This is a genomic window from Nonomuraea sp. NPDC050786 (assembly GCF_040654115.1).
GTDB lineage: Bacteria > Actinomycetota > Actinomycetes > Streptosporangiales > Streptosporangiaceae > Nonomuraea.
The window spans coordinates 165345-178846 of sequence record NZ_JBFAHJ010000014.1; the positions used below are offsets into that span (position 1 = coordinate 165345).

Here is a 13502-nt window from a genome sequence, read left to right on the forward strand (position 1 = left end):
GCGGCGGTCGTGACACACCGTTACGAGGAAGGCACCGGCATCCCCGTGTCACCGCCTCGCGCAGGGCCGATCTGGGCGCTCAGGTCAGAGACGTCATCGATGGCTTGACCCGCCTTCTCGTCCCTCCATTGCTGCGACGTCGACACCTGGCCTGAGGGCGCCACCCCGGCCGTAGCCCGACGCTGATCGGACCTAGCGGGCGACGTCGTCGGCGAGCAGTTCTTCCAGTCCGGCGAGGTCGCCGGACTGCGCGGCGACGACGAACGTCCGTACGAGGCGCCGGTGCGCGGTGGTGCTCACCTGGTGGCGTCGCTCGGTGGCAAGGTGGTCGCGGGCGCGTCGCAGGAGTTGCCGCGCATGGTCTTCGCCCAGGTGGAGGATCTCGGAGATCTGGCCGTAGGGGTAGTCGAAGGCTATGCGTAGGAGATAGACCGCTCGTTCGGCGGGGTTCAGTCTTTCCAGCAGCAGCCGGATCGCGGTGTCGACCGCCTCGCGTCGTTCGGCTGACGTCTCGGGGCCGACAGAGAGGTCCGTCGTCTCGGGAAGCCAGGGGCCGGCGGAGGTCTCGCGGCGCCTACGGGCGGACTGCGCGACATTGATGGCGAGCCTCGTGGTGGTCAGCGCGAGGAACGCGGGCGGGCTGATGACGACCGACCGGTCGGCACAGGCCCAACGCATCCACGTCTCCTGCACCACGTCCTCGGCCTCGCCCACGTCCTGCAGGAGGCGCAGACCGATCGCGAAAAGCCGGGGCGCGGCGCTGACGAACGCCGAAGCGTCTCCGTCCCATCCTGTGATCGACCGGTCATCGGTCTGCTCTGCGTGGTCTCTGTGCGACTCCAACAGGTTCATGGTCACGGTCCCGGCTCCGTTCGCCCCTGGCATCCGGCGATGCCACTGCGATCACGGTCGCTTCTCGGGCCCCTCCATCGCGCCCTTGGGACACCCTGGTCGGTACCCTGGCCCGGAGTTACGGGTGCCCACTGGGCCCCGTGGTAGGTACCGGGGGCAGGAGAGGCCCTTCAACCAGTGAGGTCCTCGGCGGTGCCACCGAGGACCTCAGCGGGCAGTCGGTCGTGCCGCCGTTCAGAGACTGACGTCATCGTCTCCATGATCATGCTGTCCGCCGAGCCCGTCGAAGCCGTGACGATGGTTCCGGCCGTGGGCAACATTGCCGAAGGCTAGGGAGCGATCACCTGTTTGATCATCGTTTGCCTGATCGACGCTGGACCAACTCGTGGCGACGGTGCAGGGCGGCCACAGCTCGGTCCTGGTTCTGCGCGGCGAGGCCGGCATCGGCAAGACGACGCTGCTGGAGTACGCGCGGGACAGCGCGTCCGGCTGCCGGATAGCCAGAGCGGCGGGCGTCGAGTCCGAGATGGAGTTGGCCTTCGCCGGACCGCACCAGTTGTGCGCGCCGATAACGGACAGCCTCACGCGCCTTCCGTCGTCGCAGGGCAACGCGTTGCGCGCGGCGTTCGGGCTGAGCGCGGGACAGGCGCCCGATCAGTTCCTCGTCGGTCTGGCCGAGGTGGCCCGGAGGCCGAATCGATGGCGGTGGTCTTCGCCACCCGGGTGCCGGACGAGGCGCCGGAGACGACGGGCCTGCCGGAGATGCAGGTCACCGGCCTGCCGGAGTTGGCGGTGACTGGACTGCCCGACAGTGAGGCGCGGGCGCCGCAACGCAATAATCAGCACCCGCGGGACCGCGGCACCCTTGAGGACCGCCCCTTGCCGGGCACCGCACCCTGCTGACCGTCGGCGTGCCCGACGCCGGCGGCCCAACCGTGCTACTCGACGGCGCGCAGGTACACGAGTTCCTGGTGACCGTTGCTGATGAGAGTGGGTACCGGCCGCAACGCGTCGGCCGGTGCCCCGAGTGACATGGCGGGGAACCGCTCGAAGAGCTGACGCAGGACCTCTGCGACTTCGAGGCGGGCCAGGGGAGCGCCGAGGCAGAAGTGCACGCCGTAGCCGAACGCCAGGTGGTCCTTCACCTTGCGGGTGACGTCGAAGGAGTCGGCGTCCGGCCCGTGCCAGTCCGGGTGACAGTTGGCAGCTCCATACGCGGCGAGAATGGGATCTCCCGCGGCGATGACCTGCCCGTCAGGCAACTTGATGTCGGTCACGGCGAAGCGCAGCGGCAAGTACTTGATGGCGGGCTCGGCGCGAAGGGTCTCTTCCACCACGTCCTCCCAAGTCGCCTGGCCGGTGCGGACGAGGTGGAGCTGGTCGGGGGACGTCAGCATCGCAAAGACGGCCTGGTCGATGACATTGACGGTCGTTTCGTACCCGGCGTTGATCATCAGAATCATCGTGTCGCGCAGTTCGACATCGGTGAAGCCGCTGCCGTCCGACTCCTCATCGCGTGCCCCGATGAGGAGCGAGGTCATGTCGTCGCCGGATTTGCTGCGCTTGGTGGCGATCAACTGGTCGGTCGTCTCAAAAAGACGCGCGGTGTTGGCCTGGGCCTGCTCAGGCGTGAGCGTGCTGTCGAAGACGTTGTCGACGAGCTGCCGGAAATCGTCCCGCTGGTCTTCTGGTACGCCCATCAGATGGCCGATCACGGCGATGGGCAGCGGATAGGCCAGTCGCTCGCGCAGGTCCACCACCTGGCCGGGGGGCACCGCGGCAAGGTCGTCGACCAACTCGGTGACCAGGGATTGGATGATCGGCTTCAGTTCGGCGATGCGGCGCGCGCTGAAAGCGGGGGCGACCATCCGCCGTAACCTGCGGTGGTCGGCGCCGTATGCAGTGAGCATGCTCTGCACCTCGATCCACAGGGCGAGCGGCCACGTGCTGATCGTCTGCTGAAAGGCTGGGTAGTGAGCGCGGCCGTTCTTGGAGACATCGGGGCTGGTGAGCAGAGTCTTGAGAAGGGCAGGGTCGGTGACCGCCCAGGCGCGCAGGCCGAGGATGTCCACGGGGGTGGCCGGGCCACGAGCCCGCAGGGCCTGGTATTCAGCATGCCGGTCGGCACCGGTGGGATCGATGACGAACGGGAGAGGTTGGGACATGTGTCTTCTCCTTCAGGTCCCAGCAGCGAAGCGGAGGAAGGGGTCTCACGGGCCACGCTGGATCGCTGTGGCTCGCCAAGCTGGTCTCATGCGGGATGGCGGATCTGTCGTAGGCCGTGTCTGGGCGATCTGGTTCAAGTCGAACTGGCCAGGCTAGTAGTGCTCAAGGTTGCTGGTTGATGACATTGATGCGGTGCAGGCGTTGATGACGGCGACGAGGCCGAGGCTCTACACACGGTTGACCGGGTAGCCCAGGCTATGTGTGACAGGAAGCTGGGTGTGACGTACGTCTCATCAATGTCAACCCTCCGGGATCGTGGAGACAGACACGCAGCCTCAGCCCGTCGCGCTCAGCGCGGGCGGTCGCCGTCGTCCGCGCGAGCGAGTGCTTCCTAGGCGACGGCGTCCGCCTCCTCCCGCTCGGCCAGGGCCGTACGCGTGCGCCGCTGGGCGGCGGGGGCGCGGATGGCTCAACCTCAGCGCTAACAAGGCGATGTACCTCCGCGACCTGCCGTCCAAGACCCGGACGGTCGCACCCCACCGAGCACGGAAGGAGTGACCGCACCGCCTGGGGCCCAGGGCAGCCGCCCACCCAAGCGCCTCGGGCGTCCACGACACGCCGTACGGAAACACAAAACGGATGATCAGGCGAAAACAACCGCAAAGCGGAGGCCCTCGCCCGAGTCGGCTGATGGCTGAGGCATCGAGGTCAACAACCCGCTGGTGCCACAAATTCGAGGCGCCGTCGGTCTCAATGGGCATGAGTCAATCCTTGGAATCGAAGACCGGCGTTGACGGGCCGGTAACTGTGATCAAGAGCTACACCGTGCCGGCGGACGAAGCCGACTATTTCGTCGAGGTGTACCAGGAGAACGCCCGGATCATGTCGACCCAGCCCGGCTTCCTCCGCTCCCGCCTGCACAGGCCGCTCGCCGACGCCCTGAGGCGCGGTTCGTCCACATCGCCGAGTCGACCTCGGGCACCGCGCTCGACAAAGCCACCGGCAATCCCGAGTGGCATGCCTCGCTGCAGCGCATATTCGACGATCCGGGCCTTCACATCACCTCAGAACCTGCCAGCTATCGCGTCGTTGTCGAACTTCACCCCTCCTGACAACAGCGATTGCCGCCCGCAGCACAAGCCGGCATCGACCTATGACCCATGCTCACAAGGACAACACATGACTACTGAGCCCGCAGAGACGAGCACAACCAACCGCCGCACGTTCTTGAGGCGCGCGTCGTCGCCGCCGCAGTTCCCACCGCCACCTCGCTGCTCGGCGGTTTCTCGGGCACCGCTGCCGCGACCGACTCGCCCGGCCTTCCGGACTACGCGCGGGTCCCTTCCGCATCGGTCGGGCCCGCGCCCAACGCCGACCGCTACTTCGTCGGACACATCGAGGGCAACCTGTACTGGGTCACCGACTCCTACTACCAGGCCATGTTCCTCACCACGCGGGACGGCGTCGTGCTCGTCGATGCCCCGCCCACCATCGGGCACAACCTGCTGCGGGCCATCCAGGAGGTGGCCCGTGCCAACGGCAGGCCCTCCAAGGTCACGCACCTGGTGTACTCCCACTCTCACGCCGGCCACATCGGAGCTGCCTCCATATTCGGCAAGGACGTGGTGCGCATCGGCCACACCGAGACCCGCCGCCTGCTGCGCGTCGATCCCGACCCCAACCGTCCGGCACCTACGGTGACCTTCGACGACCACTACGTCCTGCAGGTCGGCGGCGAGCACCTCAAACTCGCCTACCGTGGCCCGAACCACTCCGGACAACATCTTCGTCTATGCGCCCGACTACGCCACGCTCATGGTCGTCGACGTGCTCTTCCCCGGCTGGGTACCCTTCAAGCGCCTCGCCGCCTCCCAGGACATCCCCGCCTGGATCAAGGCCCATGACATCGCCATGGACTACCTCTGGCGGACCCTCGTCGGCGGCCACCTCGGCCGTCTTGGCGTACGCGCCGAGGCCACCCTCCAGAAGCAGTACGTGGCCGACCTCCTGGCCAGCACCCGCGCCGCCTCCGCCTCAGTCGACCCCACCCCGTGTTACGAGAAGTACGGGCCGACCGGCAACTCCTGTGCCATCTAAGGCGTACCTGGACGCCGTCGCCACGGCAGCCGCCGCGCCCGTCGCCGCCAAGTACACCGGCGTTCTCGCCGCCGCCGACGTCTTCACCGTCGACAACGCCATGGCCATGGTCGAGTCGCTGCGCATCGACTTCGGCGAGCTCGGCCCCTTCGGCACCCGACCGTAACACCCGGTTCGGGTCGTGGCTGACGGTCCTACAGAAGCGTGTCGAGCTCCGCTGCGCGGACCCAAGGTCCGCGCAGCCGAACTGCAGTTCTTCGCCGGCGCTCCTGCCGTCTGTTCCGCCCAGACGGTCTTGAGGTCGGATACGCGGCGGCGGCCAGCGTGGCCACCCAGGGGAGCAGGGGCAATCGGGGCAGGAATGATCTCCGCCTTTCGCCACACCCTAGGGGCGCTTTCCGCGGCGCGGGAGCATGATCACAACGAGCAGTCCCGCTCCCGGTGCTCGTCGAGTGCGCGGAGCACGTCGGCGCAGGCCTGCGCGAAACCGGCCAGCCGCTCGGGCCCCAGCACGTCGACGAACAGGGCGTGAACCATCTCGGTGTGCTCGGGGACGGCCTTGTTGATCGCCGCGTAGCCCTTGTCGGTGAGCCGCACATCGGGGTAGCGGCGGTCGTTGGAGTCCACTCGCTCGACCAGCCCACGTTGCGCCATCCGGGTGAGCTGGTGGGACAGGCGGCTCTTCTCCCACTGGGTCGCGGCGGCCACCTCCGCGACGGGCATCTCCCGCCGCTCCGACTCCGTGAGCCGGACCAGGACCTCGAAGTCGGCCGCCGACAGGTCGCACTCGCGCTGCAGGTGCTGCTGCAGGTGGGAGGCGAGGTGCTTGGCCATTTCGATGTACGTGCGCCACATCCGGTCGGCCTCGCTGAGTTCCTGTTCCCATCCCATGACGCCCACTCTACCCGTTGCTTGACGTATCAACCTGGCGCTGTATGGTGGCCGGGTTGATACATCAACCTGAACACGTGAGGGGTTTGTCTCTGTGAGCGAGCAGCAGATCATCGCAGTAGTGGGCGCGACCGGAGCGCAAGGGGGCGGGCTGGTCCGCGCGATCCTCGACGACCGCAGTGGGCGGTTCGCCGCGCGGGCCCTGACCCGGGACCCGGGTTCGGCGCGGGCCAGGGAACTGGCCGCGCTCGGGGCCGAGGTCGTCGGGGCCGATCTCGACGACGAGGGCAGCCTGCGCAAGGCGTTCGACGGCGCCCACGGCGCCTTCGTGGTGACCAACTTCTGGGAGCCTCGCACGCCCGAGGAGGAGCGGGCGCGGTCCGCGAGCACCAAGGAGCGGGAGCAGGCCGGCAACGCGGCGCGGGCGGGGCAGGAGGCCGGCGTACGGCATTTCGTCTGGTCCACCCTGTCCGACACCCGCGGCTACTTCCGGCCGGGCGACGGGACGCCGAGCTTCGAGGGCTCGTACAAGGTGCCGCACGCCGACGGCAAGGCCGAGGCCGACCGGTTCTTCCTGGAGTCGGGCGTGCCCACCACCTTCCTGCAGGCGAACGTCTACTACGAGGCATTCCGGGACATGTTCGCGCCCCGGCGTGACGAGACGGGCGCGCTGGTGCTGCCGCTCGGGTTCGGCGAGGCGCGGGTGGCCGCGCAGGCCGCGGAGGACGTCGGCAGGACCGCGCTGGGGATCTTCCACCACGGGATCGGGATGGCCGGCAGGCGGGTGAGCGTCGCCGGGTCCGTGCTCACCGGCTCGCAGTACGCCGCCGCGCTGAGCCTGGCGCTCGGCGAGCCCGTCACCTACCAGGCGGTCAGCCCCGACATGATCCGGGCCGCGGGATTCCCGGGCGCGGGCGAGGTCGGCAACATGCTCCAGTACCTGATCGCGGCGGCCCCGGACATCGCCGAGCTCATCGACTTCGAGCTGCTGCGCGAGCTCAACCCGAGGCTGCAGTCGTTCGACACGTGGCTGGCCGCCCACCGCGACACCATCCCGCGCTGACCGGCACCCTCTACGGCGTCATCCGCAAAGGAACGCTCAGCCACTTCGACTCCACCTGCGGGTCCGACGGCGTGCACAAGGCCGGGCAGACCATCGTCGAGGCCAGCGGCTCCGACCACGTCCACATCGGCCAGAACCAGGGCGACCAGCCCGTCCTCATGGAAGTGCTGTACGTGATACCCCACGGCGCGCCACTCTCGGTGGACGCGCCGAACCCGGGGTGCGACTTTCAGTAGGAAACCACCCCGCACCAGCCCTGGCGGAGTGACGCCCGGCCACTCCGCCGGGGCCAAAGTGTGGAAATGATCATCAAACGTAGATGGAAGTCAAGACGGACTGCCCACCCGGATGGGCCGAGAACACTTCCTTGGGTGACCGCTGCGGGGTGACCGGCGGCAGGCCACGTCGGAACACTGCTGGGCATCCGCTCGCCCAGGGGCTGTTCGACCTGCGGCAGCTCGTGGAGGTAGTCCATGTGGAGAATCTCCAGAAGCCGCTCAGCCTCGGCCGCGATCCCACGCCCATAGCCGCCCGGTTCGCTTGAGCAGGGCGTGTAGTCGGCCCGCAAGTGAGCTAGGGCCGATAGACCCTGAGGCATAGGTGGCCGAAGTGGCGACGCTCACATATGAGCGCATGTCACAGGTGGCGCGAGCAAACTGTCTTATTGTCATGGCAAACCTGATAACACGGCGGACACTCCTCGGCAGCCTGATTGCCGCATGCCTCCTTCACGTGTGGGCCTATTTCGCACCCCGAACCTGGTATGAGACGTTTCCTGGCATCGGCCGAGGCTGGCTGCTCCGCCTCGGCCCGTACAACGAGCACTTGGTCAAGGACATGGCCGCGTTGTACATGGCCATGCTGGTCGTGACAGTCGCGGCCTGGCGCTTTGCCGACCACGACCGTTACGTCAGGACGGTTGGCGGGGCCTGGCTCGCCTTCAGCTGCTTTCACTTGCTCTACCATCTCCAGCACCTGAGCATGTACAGCTCAGGAGAACGCGTCGCTATCGTGGCCCTGCTGTCTTCGCTGACGGTGATTTCGGCGCTGCTATTGGTGCCATCGCCTCGCCAGAACGCAGGTTTGCGTTCTGACACAAGGGATAATTCCTCGATGACATGAACGCAGTACACAGGTTGATGCGTGGAGTCTTCGGCTCGTGGCAGGCAGCGCTCGGTGCGCTAAAACCGTGATATGCGATACGGGCAACAAGGCCGAAGATCGGACGCGGTGACGGCAGTATGTGAGCCTCACAGGTTGCCGAGCGGCGAGCAGCGGGTGCAGTCACTCGCGGATGGTTGCTTGGCGGTTGCTCGCGACAGCGACGGCAAGGACCTTGGGCAGAAATGCCCGAACTGCGCCGTGGCGGCTTCGCCACCCAGGACGCCGCCAAAGACGAACTCGGCCAGGTGCGTGACCTGCTCGCGCTGGCCGACCCGCGCGAGCCCGCCACTCGTACCCAGATCGCCGACCTGATCAAGCGCACCCTGGCCGAGACTGACACGCTTTTGAGCGTGGAAGCGGTCCACCGGAAGATCAAGACTGGGCAGCATCTGACCCAGGTTCCGCCTCTGCCTGACGCCGTGAGGGCGCGCTCATCGCCTCAGTGGTGAACGCGCCCTCGCAACAGAGCCCTCAGGCTGAGGTCGCAGCGCGCCTGGGCAGTACCCAGTCCGGACGCGGGAAGTGGCACGTGTAGCCGTTCGGGTACGCGATCAGGTAGTCCTGATGCTCGGGTTCGGCCTCCCAGAACGGCCCTGCGGGCTCGATCGTCGTCACGGCCTTACCCGGCCACAGGCCCGACGCATCGACATCGGCGATCGTGTCACGTGCGACCTTCTCCTGTTCGGGGGTGAGCGGGAAGATCGCCGAGCGGTAGCTCGTGCCGATGTCGTTGCCCTGACGGTTCAACGTCGACGGGTCGTGGATCTGGAAGAAGAACGCCAGGATGTCACGGTAGGTCGTCTGCGCCGGATCGAAGACGATCTCGACCGCCTCGGCGTGGCCGGGGTGGTTGCGATACGTGGCATGTTCGTTGTCTCCACCGGTGTATCCGACGCGCGTGTCCAGCACGCCTGGCTGCCGGCGAATGAGGTCCTGCATGCCCCAGAAACACCCGCCGGCCAGGATGGCCGTCTCGGTGCCCGGTTTGCGGGTGATCTGTCCGGTGTCATGAATTCCGCTGGTCATGATGTGTGCTCCTCTGTGCTGGTGGTGTCGGCTGTCTCGAACAGCGAGCGGTACTCGCCGTAGCCCTGCGTCTCGAGCTCGGAGACCGGGACGAAGCGCAGCGCCGCTGAGTTCATGCAGTACCTCTGGCCGCCGGCGCCGGCAGGACCGTCATCGAAGACGTGCCCGAGGTGGCTGTCAGCTCCGGTGGACCGCGCCTCCGTGCGAGTCATCCCGAACGACCTGTCCGTCTCCAACCGAACGGCGTCCGCCACGATCGGCTTGGTGAAGCTAGGCCATCCGGTGCCGCTGTCGTACTTGTCGGTCGACGAGAACAGGGGCTGCCCGGAGACCACGTCCACGTAGATCCCCGGCTCATGGTTGTTCCAGAACTCGTTGCGGAACGCCGGCTCCGTCCCGTCCTTCTGAGTGACGCGGAACTGGCTGTCGGTGAGGCGGCTCAGCGCCTCCGGAGTCTTGCTGTAGTTGTGCGACACGATGTCTCCTCCTCTGACGTCGCTGGCTGCGGCGTCACTGGAAACAACATCGCAGAGAATCGTTTTGGTCCCGCCCTCGACGCCAATCCCGGTTCGTACTCAGTTCCACCTGCGCGGCGCAACCGGTCAGGGACTGCCCGGTGACATGGTAGGTGGGATGGGGGAAGCCCGGCCTCGCGATCGCGCTCGTTCCTCGACGCCCTCGCGCCATGACCCCTACCGATCAGCCTGGTAAGAGGCCGAGGGTTGGTGCCGCTAACGCTGGTGAACCGAGAACGCCGTGTAGGCGAGGACTGGGTGCAATGGAGGGCCGGATGAAGGCGATTGTGGTGACGGACCAGGCCGCGGGAAAGGCCGGGATGACGCTGGTGGAGCGGCCCGAGCCGCAGGCAGCGCTGAGCGACGTCCTCGTTCAGGTTCATGCGTCGGGATTTGTCCCGACTGAGATGGCGTGGCCCTCGACCTGGACCGATCGCCTCGACCGTGACCGAACACCGTCGATCCCTGGACACGAGCTGGCCGGAGTGGTCACCGCCCTCGGCTATGGCACGACGGGGCTGTCGGTGGGACAGCGGGTGTTCGGCATCACGGACTGGACTCGCGACGGCACCCTGGCGGAGTATGTGGCCGTCGAGGCACGCAACCTCGCGCCGCTGCCGGGCGACGTCGACTTCACGGTGGGCGCGAGCCTGCCGATCTCGGGCCTGACCGCGTGGCAGGGACTGTTCGAGCACGGCCGCCTTCAGGCGGGACAGAGCGTCCTCGCGCACGGCGCGGCCGGCGCAGTCGGGTCGATGGTGACGCAACTCGCACGAGAGGCCGGCGCCTACGTCATCGGCACCGGACGTGCCGCCGACCGTCAGAAGGCGCTCGACTTCGGCGCGCAGGAGTTCGTCGACCTTGAGAACGACGCGCTGGAAGCCATCGGCGAAGTCGATCTGGTTATCGATGTCATCGGCGGCGACATCGGGAAGCGGTCCGCACGCCTGATTCGAGCCGGAGGAACACTGGTGTCCGTCGTCGGGCCACCCGGGGCGCGGCCCGCCGACGGCCTGGCGGTCGACTTCGTTGTCGAGTCCGATCGCGCCCAACTGGGTGAGATCGTCCAGCGGGTACGGGACGGACGGCTGCGGACGAACATCGGCAACGTCGCGACCCTCGACGACGCCGTCGCCGCCCTCAATCCGACCGAGCGGATCAACGGGAAGACGATCATCCGCGTTCGTCCGTGAGGACTCGAGGACGCGATCGTCGGGCAGCCGGCAGGTCGGCAGGTCGGCACAACCAGGCTGGCATTCCCCAGGCAACTGGTGGAGATCCAGCTCGCCGCCAAGATATCGCCAGCCAGTCGAGTCGGTGCGGACCTTGCCGACGCCGGTGGTGATCTGATGGGCGCAGGAGAGACCGCGAGCACATCGGAGCCGAAGGCCTGCATGAACGCCCCCAGCCGGTCGTTCCAGCCTTCGCGCAGCAGGGTTTCGCGGATCTCGGCGCGGGTCCGCCGCCAGGACTCGACACGCTCCTGCGTCCGTAGGAGGCCGGCGAGGGCGATGCCGCGGTCCAGCGCCACCCAGCACATGAGCTTGGAGTACAGGAAGTGCCGCGGCTCCCCGTCGCACCGTGAACACGCCGTATCCGCTGGAGTCGCTGATGCCGAGGGGGACCGGCGTGGTCAGCACGAGAAAGGACGTGGAGATCAACCCCGCCGCCGTCCTGGAGATGCCCGCCCACACCCGGCCAAAGCCACTGGTACGGACCGACGACCGCGTCCGCGACCGGCAGGCCGACCTCGCCTGTTCCTCGAAGAAGCCCAGCGTCACCGCACATCCGGCCCCGCGTTCGCCGCCTGCTCGCGAAAAGTCCAGGTCCACGGCTCAACAGGCCGTCGGCCGGGGTGAAACTTTCACGTCGATCCCGCCGCCCTTCACCGCTTGACCTGCGACGGTGAGGATTCCTTGCTCGCCGGTGTTTCCCCCGGCCGAATGCCGACTTACGGTGACCACACTTCCCATCGGAAACGGTCCCGGCCGCGTCGGCATCTCGTCGAAGCGCTTCGACAGTCCGGATTCGACAGAGACGCCCGCCATCGGCCGACAACAGCGGAAAGGGAGATCATGCTCAGGACGCTCCGCCTCTTCGTCTCGGCATCCATGCTCGTCGCGCTCATCGGGGTGCTCGCTCAGCCCGCCCAGGCCGCCGTCTGGTCCTCTACGGACCGGTGGGGCACCTGGACCAGCGGCGGTTACACCCTTTACAACAACGTCTGGGGCAGCGGCGCCGGCCCACAGACGATCTGGGCCAATTCGTACGGCAACTGGGGTGTCTGGGCCAACCACCCCAACACCGGTGGCGTCAAGTCCTACCCCAACGCCACGAAGAACGTGAACCGGCGGCTCAGCGCCCTCGGCAGCGCGACCAGCAGCTTCAACGTCACCGTGCCGAACGGCGGCGCCTACACCAGCGCGTACGACATCTGGTGCGACGGCCACACCTACGAGATCATGCTCTGGATGAACAAGTACGGTCCCGTGGGCCCTATCGGGTCGCGGCAGACGAGCGCGTCGGTGGGCGGCCACAGCTGGGACGTCTACCGCGGCTCCAACGGGTCCAACCAGGTGTTCTCCTTCGTCCGGCAGGGCAACGTCAGCTCGGGGACCGTGGACATCAAGGCGATCCTCAACTGGCTCCGGGCCAGGAACTGGTTCGGTGACGTGACGCTGGGCGACGTCCAGTTCGGCTACGAGATCACGTCGTCCAGCGGCGGGATGGACTTCCGCACCAACAGCTTCTCGGTGTCGGCGAGCTGAGCTCACGGCCGGAGCCACGGCGAGATCCGGGCCGAGCGGCCGCGGGCGCTCGGCGTGACGGCGGAACGCGCGTGAGACGGCTCAGGCGGTGAAGGCGGCGCGGTGGTCGCGGGCCCAGGTGCCATACGTGCGGGGCGGGCGGCCCAGCGCCTTCTCCGCGTCCGGGGTCAGCCGGGCGTTGCCGCCTCGCGCGACCAGTTCGGCGCCGTGGACGGCGGTGTCGGCGAACGCGGCGTCCTGTCCGGCGGCGAGCAGCTGCTGCCGGTAGCGCTCCAGCGGCACATCGACCGTCTCCAGGCCGCGACCGAGGAACTCGCCCAGACACGCCACCATGTCGGGAACACTCAGCAGCTCAGGCCCCGTCAGTGTGAGCACGCTGCCCGCGAGGTCGCCGGACGTCAGCGCGCGCACGGCTACCTCGGCCACGTCGCGCGGGTCGATGACGCCCTGCGTGCCGGTGCCGGTCATGTTGGGAATCGGGTGCCCTGACCGGATGGGGGCGGCCCAGCGAAGGGTGTTGGAGGCGAAGCTGGAGGGGCGCAGCACGGTCCATTCCATACCGCTCGACCGCAGCGCTTTTTCGCCGGGAAGGTGCCAGTCCGCCACCTTGGAGTCCGGCTGCTCGCCGGTGCCGATGGCCGAGAGCTTGACCGCCTTGCGCACGCCCGCCTCCCGCGCGGCGGCGAGCATCGCCTCGTCGTGCCGGGTGATCGCCGGGCCTGGGGCGCTGAGCAGGAACAGGGTGTCGGCTCCGGCCGCCGCCTCTGCCAGGGACGCCACATCGTCGAAATCGCCCCGTACCGCCTCGACGCCGGGCAGTGCGGGCACGCGCGACGGCTCCCGGGCCATCGCCCGCACCCGCTCGCCACGGGCCGACAGCAACTGGAGCACTTCACCGCCGATGGTGCCGGTGGCACCGGTAAGAAGGATCATGCCTCGCATGCTGTCAGCGCGCCCGCC

General features: G+C 67.7%; 19 protein-coding genes and 3 pseudogenes. 13 read left to right on the forward strand and 9 right to left on the reverse strand.

The window, feature by feature from the left end; translation table 11 throughout:
- Positions 1–192 precede the first annotated feature (192 nt).
- A complete protein-coding gene (locus tag AB0H84_RS25415; protein WP_357609049.1) occupies positions 193–852 on the reverse strand; it encodes a sigma factor-like helix-turn-helix DNA-binding protein in 660 nt (219 codons plus the stop codon).
- 234 nt (positions 853–1086) lie between these two features.
- A complete protein-coding gene (locus AB0H84_RS25420; RefSeq protein ID WP_357608805.1) occupies positions 1087–1437 on the reverse strand; it encodes a hypothetical protein in 351 nt (116 codons plus the stop codon).
- Between the two features lie 114 nt (positions 1438–1551).
- Between AB0H84_RS25420 and AB0H84_RS25425 the strand changes: the two genes are divergently transcribed.
- On the forward strand, positions 1552–1755 hold the full coding sequence (locus AB0H84_RS25425) for a hypothetical protein (RefSeq protein ID WP_357608808.1): 204 nt from the start codon (positions 1552–1554) through the stop codon (positions 1753–1755).
- Positions 1756–1790: 35 nt separating this feature from the next.
- On the opposite strand, the gene AB0H84_RS25430 is transcribed toward AB0H84_RS25425, so the two are convergent.
- Positions 1791–2924 carry a cytochrome P450 gene (locus AB0H84_RS25430; RefSeq protein ID WP_357608811.1) on the reverse strand — a complete coding sequence of 378 codons (1134 nt, stop codon included), beginning with the start codon at positions 2922–2924 and terminating at the stop codon, positions 1791–1793.
- Between the two features lie 853 nt (positions 2925–3777).
- On the opposite strand from AB0H84_RS25430, the pseudogene AB0H84_RS25435 reads away from it, so the two are divergent.
- A pseudogene (locus AB0H84_RS25435) lies at positions 3778–3897 on the forward strand (hypothetical protein); the annotation flags it as partial.
- Here the strand turns inward: AB0H84_RS25435 and AB0H84_RS25440 are convergent.
- Entirely contained in the window at positions 3864–4076 is a 213-nt protein-coding gene (locus tag AB0H84_RS25440) for a hypothetical protein (protein ID WP_357608813.1), read from the reverse strand. The pseudogene AB0H84_RS25435 and the gene AB0H84_RS25440 sit on opposite strands and share 34 nt — an antisense overlap.
- 381 nt (positions 4077–4457) lie before the next feature.
- On the opposite strand from AB0H84_RS25440, the pseudogene AB0H84_RS25445 reads away from it, so the two are divergent.
- The 3 genes and pseudogenes from AB0H84_RS25445 to AB0H84_RS25455 form a co-directional block, all read left to right on the forward strand.
- A pseudogene (locus AB0H84_RS25445) lies at positions 4458–4757 on the forward strand (MBL fold metallo-hydrolase); the annotation flags it as partial.
- Positions 4758–4776: 19 nt separating this feature from the next.
- Positions 4777–5115, forward strand: coding sequence for a hypothetical protein (locus tag AB0H84_RS25450; protein WP_357609055.1), 339 nt, complete (start codon positions 4777–4779; stop codon positions 5113–5115).
- Positions 5105–5281 (forward strand): hypothetical protein, encoded by a 177-nt coding sequence (locus tag AB0H84_RS25455; RefSeq protein WP_357608816.1) that lies wholly within the window; start codon positions 5105–5107, stop codon positions 5279–5281. Before AB0H84_RS25450 ends, AB0H84_RS25455 begins: the two co-directional genes overlap by 11 nt.
- Positions 5282–5532: 251 nt before the next feature.
- Here AB0H84_RS25455 and AB0H84_RS25460 read toward each other — a convergent pair whose 3' ends face one another.
- Positions 5533–6006, reverse strand: coding sequence for a MarR family transcriptional regulator (locus tag AB0H84_RS25460; RefSeq protein WP_357608819.1), 474 nt, complete (start codon positions 6004–6006; stop codon positions 5533–5535).
- 94 nt (positions 6007–6100) lie between these two features.
- On the opposite strand from AB0H84_RS25460, the gene AB0H84_RS25465 reads away from it, so the two are divergent.
- From AB0H84_RS25465 to AB0H84_RS25485, 5 genes are all read left to right on the forward strand, one after another.
- Positions 6101–7069, forward strand: a complete 969-nt coding sequence (locus tag AB0H84_RS25465) for an NmrA/HSCARG family protein (protein ID WP_357608822.1) — start codon at positions 6101–6103, stop codon at positions 7067–7069.
- Positions 7033–7305, forward strand: a complete 273-nt coding sequence (locus tag AB0H84_RS25470) for a hypothetical protein (RefSeq protein ID WP_357608825.1) — start codon at positions 7033–7035, stop codon at positions 7303–7305. The genes AB0H84_RS25465 and AB0H84_RS25470 overlap by 37 nt, the downstream gene beginning before the upstream one ends.
- Positions 7306–7388: 83 nt before the next feature.
- A complete protein-coding gene (locus tag AB0H84_RS25475) occupies positions 7389–7613 on the forward strand; it encodes a hypothetical protein (RefSeq protein ID WP_357608828.1) in 225 nt (74 codons plus the stop codon).
- Positions 7614–7678: 65 nt separating this feature from the next.
- On the forward strand, positions 7679–8191 hold the full coding sequence (locus AB0H84_RS25480; RefSeq protein ID WP_357608831.1) for a hypothetical protein: 513 nt from the start codon (positions 7679–7681) through the stop codon (positions 8189–8191).
- Positions 8192–8415: 224 nt separating this feature from the next.
- Positions 8416–8682 carry a hypothetical protein gene (locus AB0H84_RS25485; RefSeq protein ID WP_357608834.1) on the forward strand — a complete coding sequence of 89 codons (267 nt, stop codon included), beginning with the start codon at positions 8416–8418 and terminating at the stop codon, positions 8680–8682.
- 22 nt (positions 8683–8704) lie between these two features.
- On the opposite strand, the gene msrA is transcribed toward AB0H84_RS25485, so the two are convergent.
- The gene (gene msrA, locus AB0H84_RS25490; protein ID WP_357608836.1) at positions 8705–9259 is read right to left on the reverse strand and encodes a peptide-methionine (S)-S-oxide reductase MsrA; all 555 of its coding nucleotides are present in this window, start codon (positions 9257–9259) and stop codon (positions 8705–8707) included.
- On the reverse strand, positions 9256–9735 hold the full coding sequence (gene msrB / locus AB0H84_RS25495) for a peptide-methionine (R)-S-oxide reductase MsrB (protein WP_357608839.1): 480 nt from the start codon (positions 9733–9735) through the stop codon (positions 9256–9258). Before msrB ends, msrA begins: the two co-directional genes overlap by 4 nt.
- 314 nt (positions 9736–10049) lie before the next feature.
- Here msrB and AB0H84_RS25500 point away from each other — a divergent pair, with 314 nt between their 5' ends.
- Positions 10050–10967, forward strand: a complete 918-nt coding sequence (locus AB0H84_RS25500; RefSeq protein WP_357608842.1) for an NADP-dependent oxidoreductase — start codon at positions 10050–10052, stop codon at positions 10965–10967.
- A 197-nt stretch (positions 10968–11164) separates the two neighbouring features.
- Here the strand turns inward: AB0H84_RS25500 and AB0H84_RS25505 are convergent.
- Positions 11165–11329: pseudogene (locus AB0H84_RS25505) on the reverse strand (glycoside hydrolase family 15 protein); the annotation flags it as partial.
- A gap of 26 nt (positions 11330–11355) precedes the next feature.
- On the opposite strand from AB0H84_RS25505, the gene AB0H84_RS25510 reads away from it, so the two are divergent.
- Entirely contained in the window at positions 11356–11670 is a 315-nt protein-coding gene (locus tag AB0H84_RS25510) for a hypothetical protein (RefSeq protein ID WP_357608845.1), read from the forward strand.
- Positions 11671–11717: 47 nt separating this feature from the next.
- The gene (locus AB0H84_RS25515) at positions 11718–12542 is read left to right on the forward strand and encodes a hypothetical protein (protein ID WP_357608848.1); all 825 of its coding nucleotides are present in this window, start codon (positions 11718–11720) and stop codon (positions 12540–12542) included.
- An 81-nt stretch (positions 12543–12623) separates the two neighbouring features.
- Here AB0H84_RS25515 and AB0H84_RS25520 read toward each other — a convergent pair whose 3' ends face one another.
- Positions 12624–13475: an NAD(P)H-binding protein gene (locus tag AB0H84_RS25520; protein ID WP_357608849.1), complete on the reverse strand. Its 852-nt coding sequence runs from the start codon at positions 13473–13475 to the stop codon at positions 12624–12626.
- Positions 13476–13502: the final 27 nt, after the last annotated feature.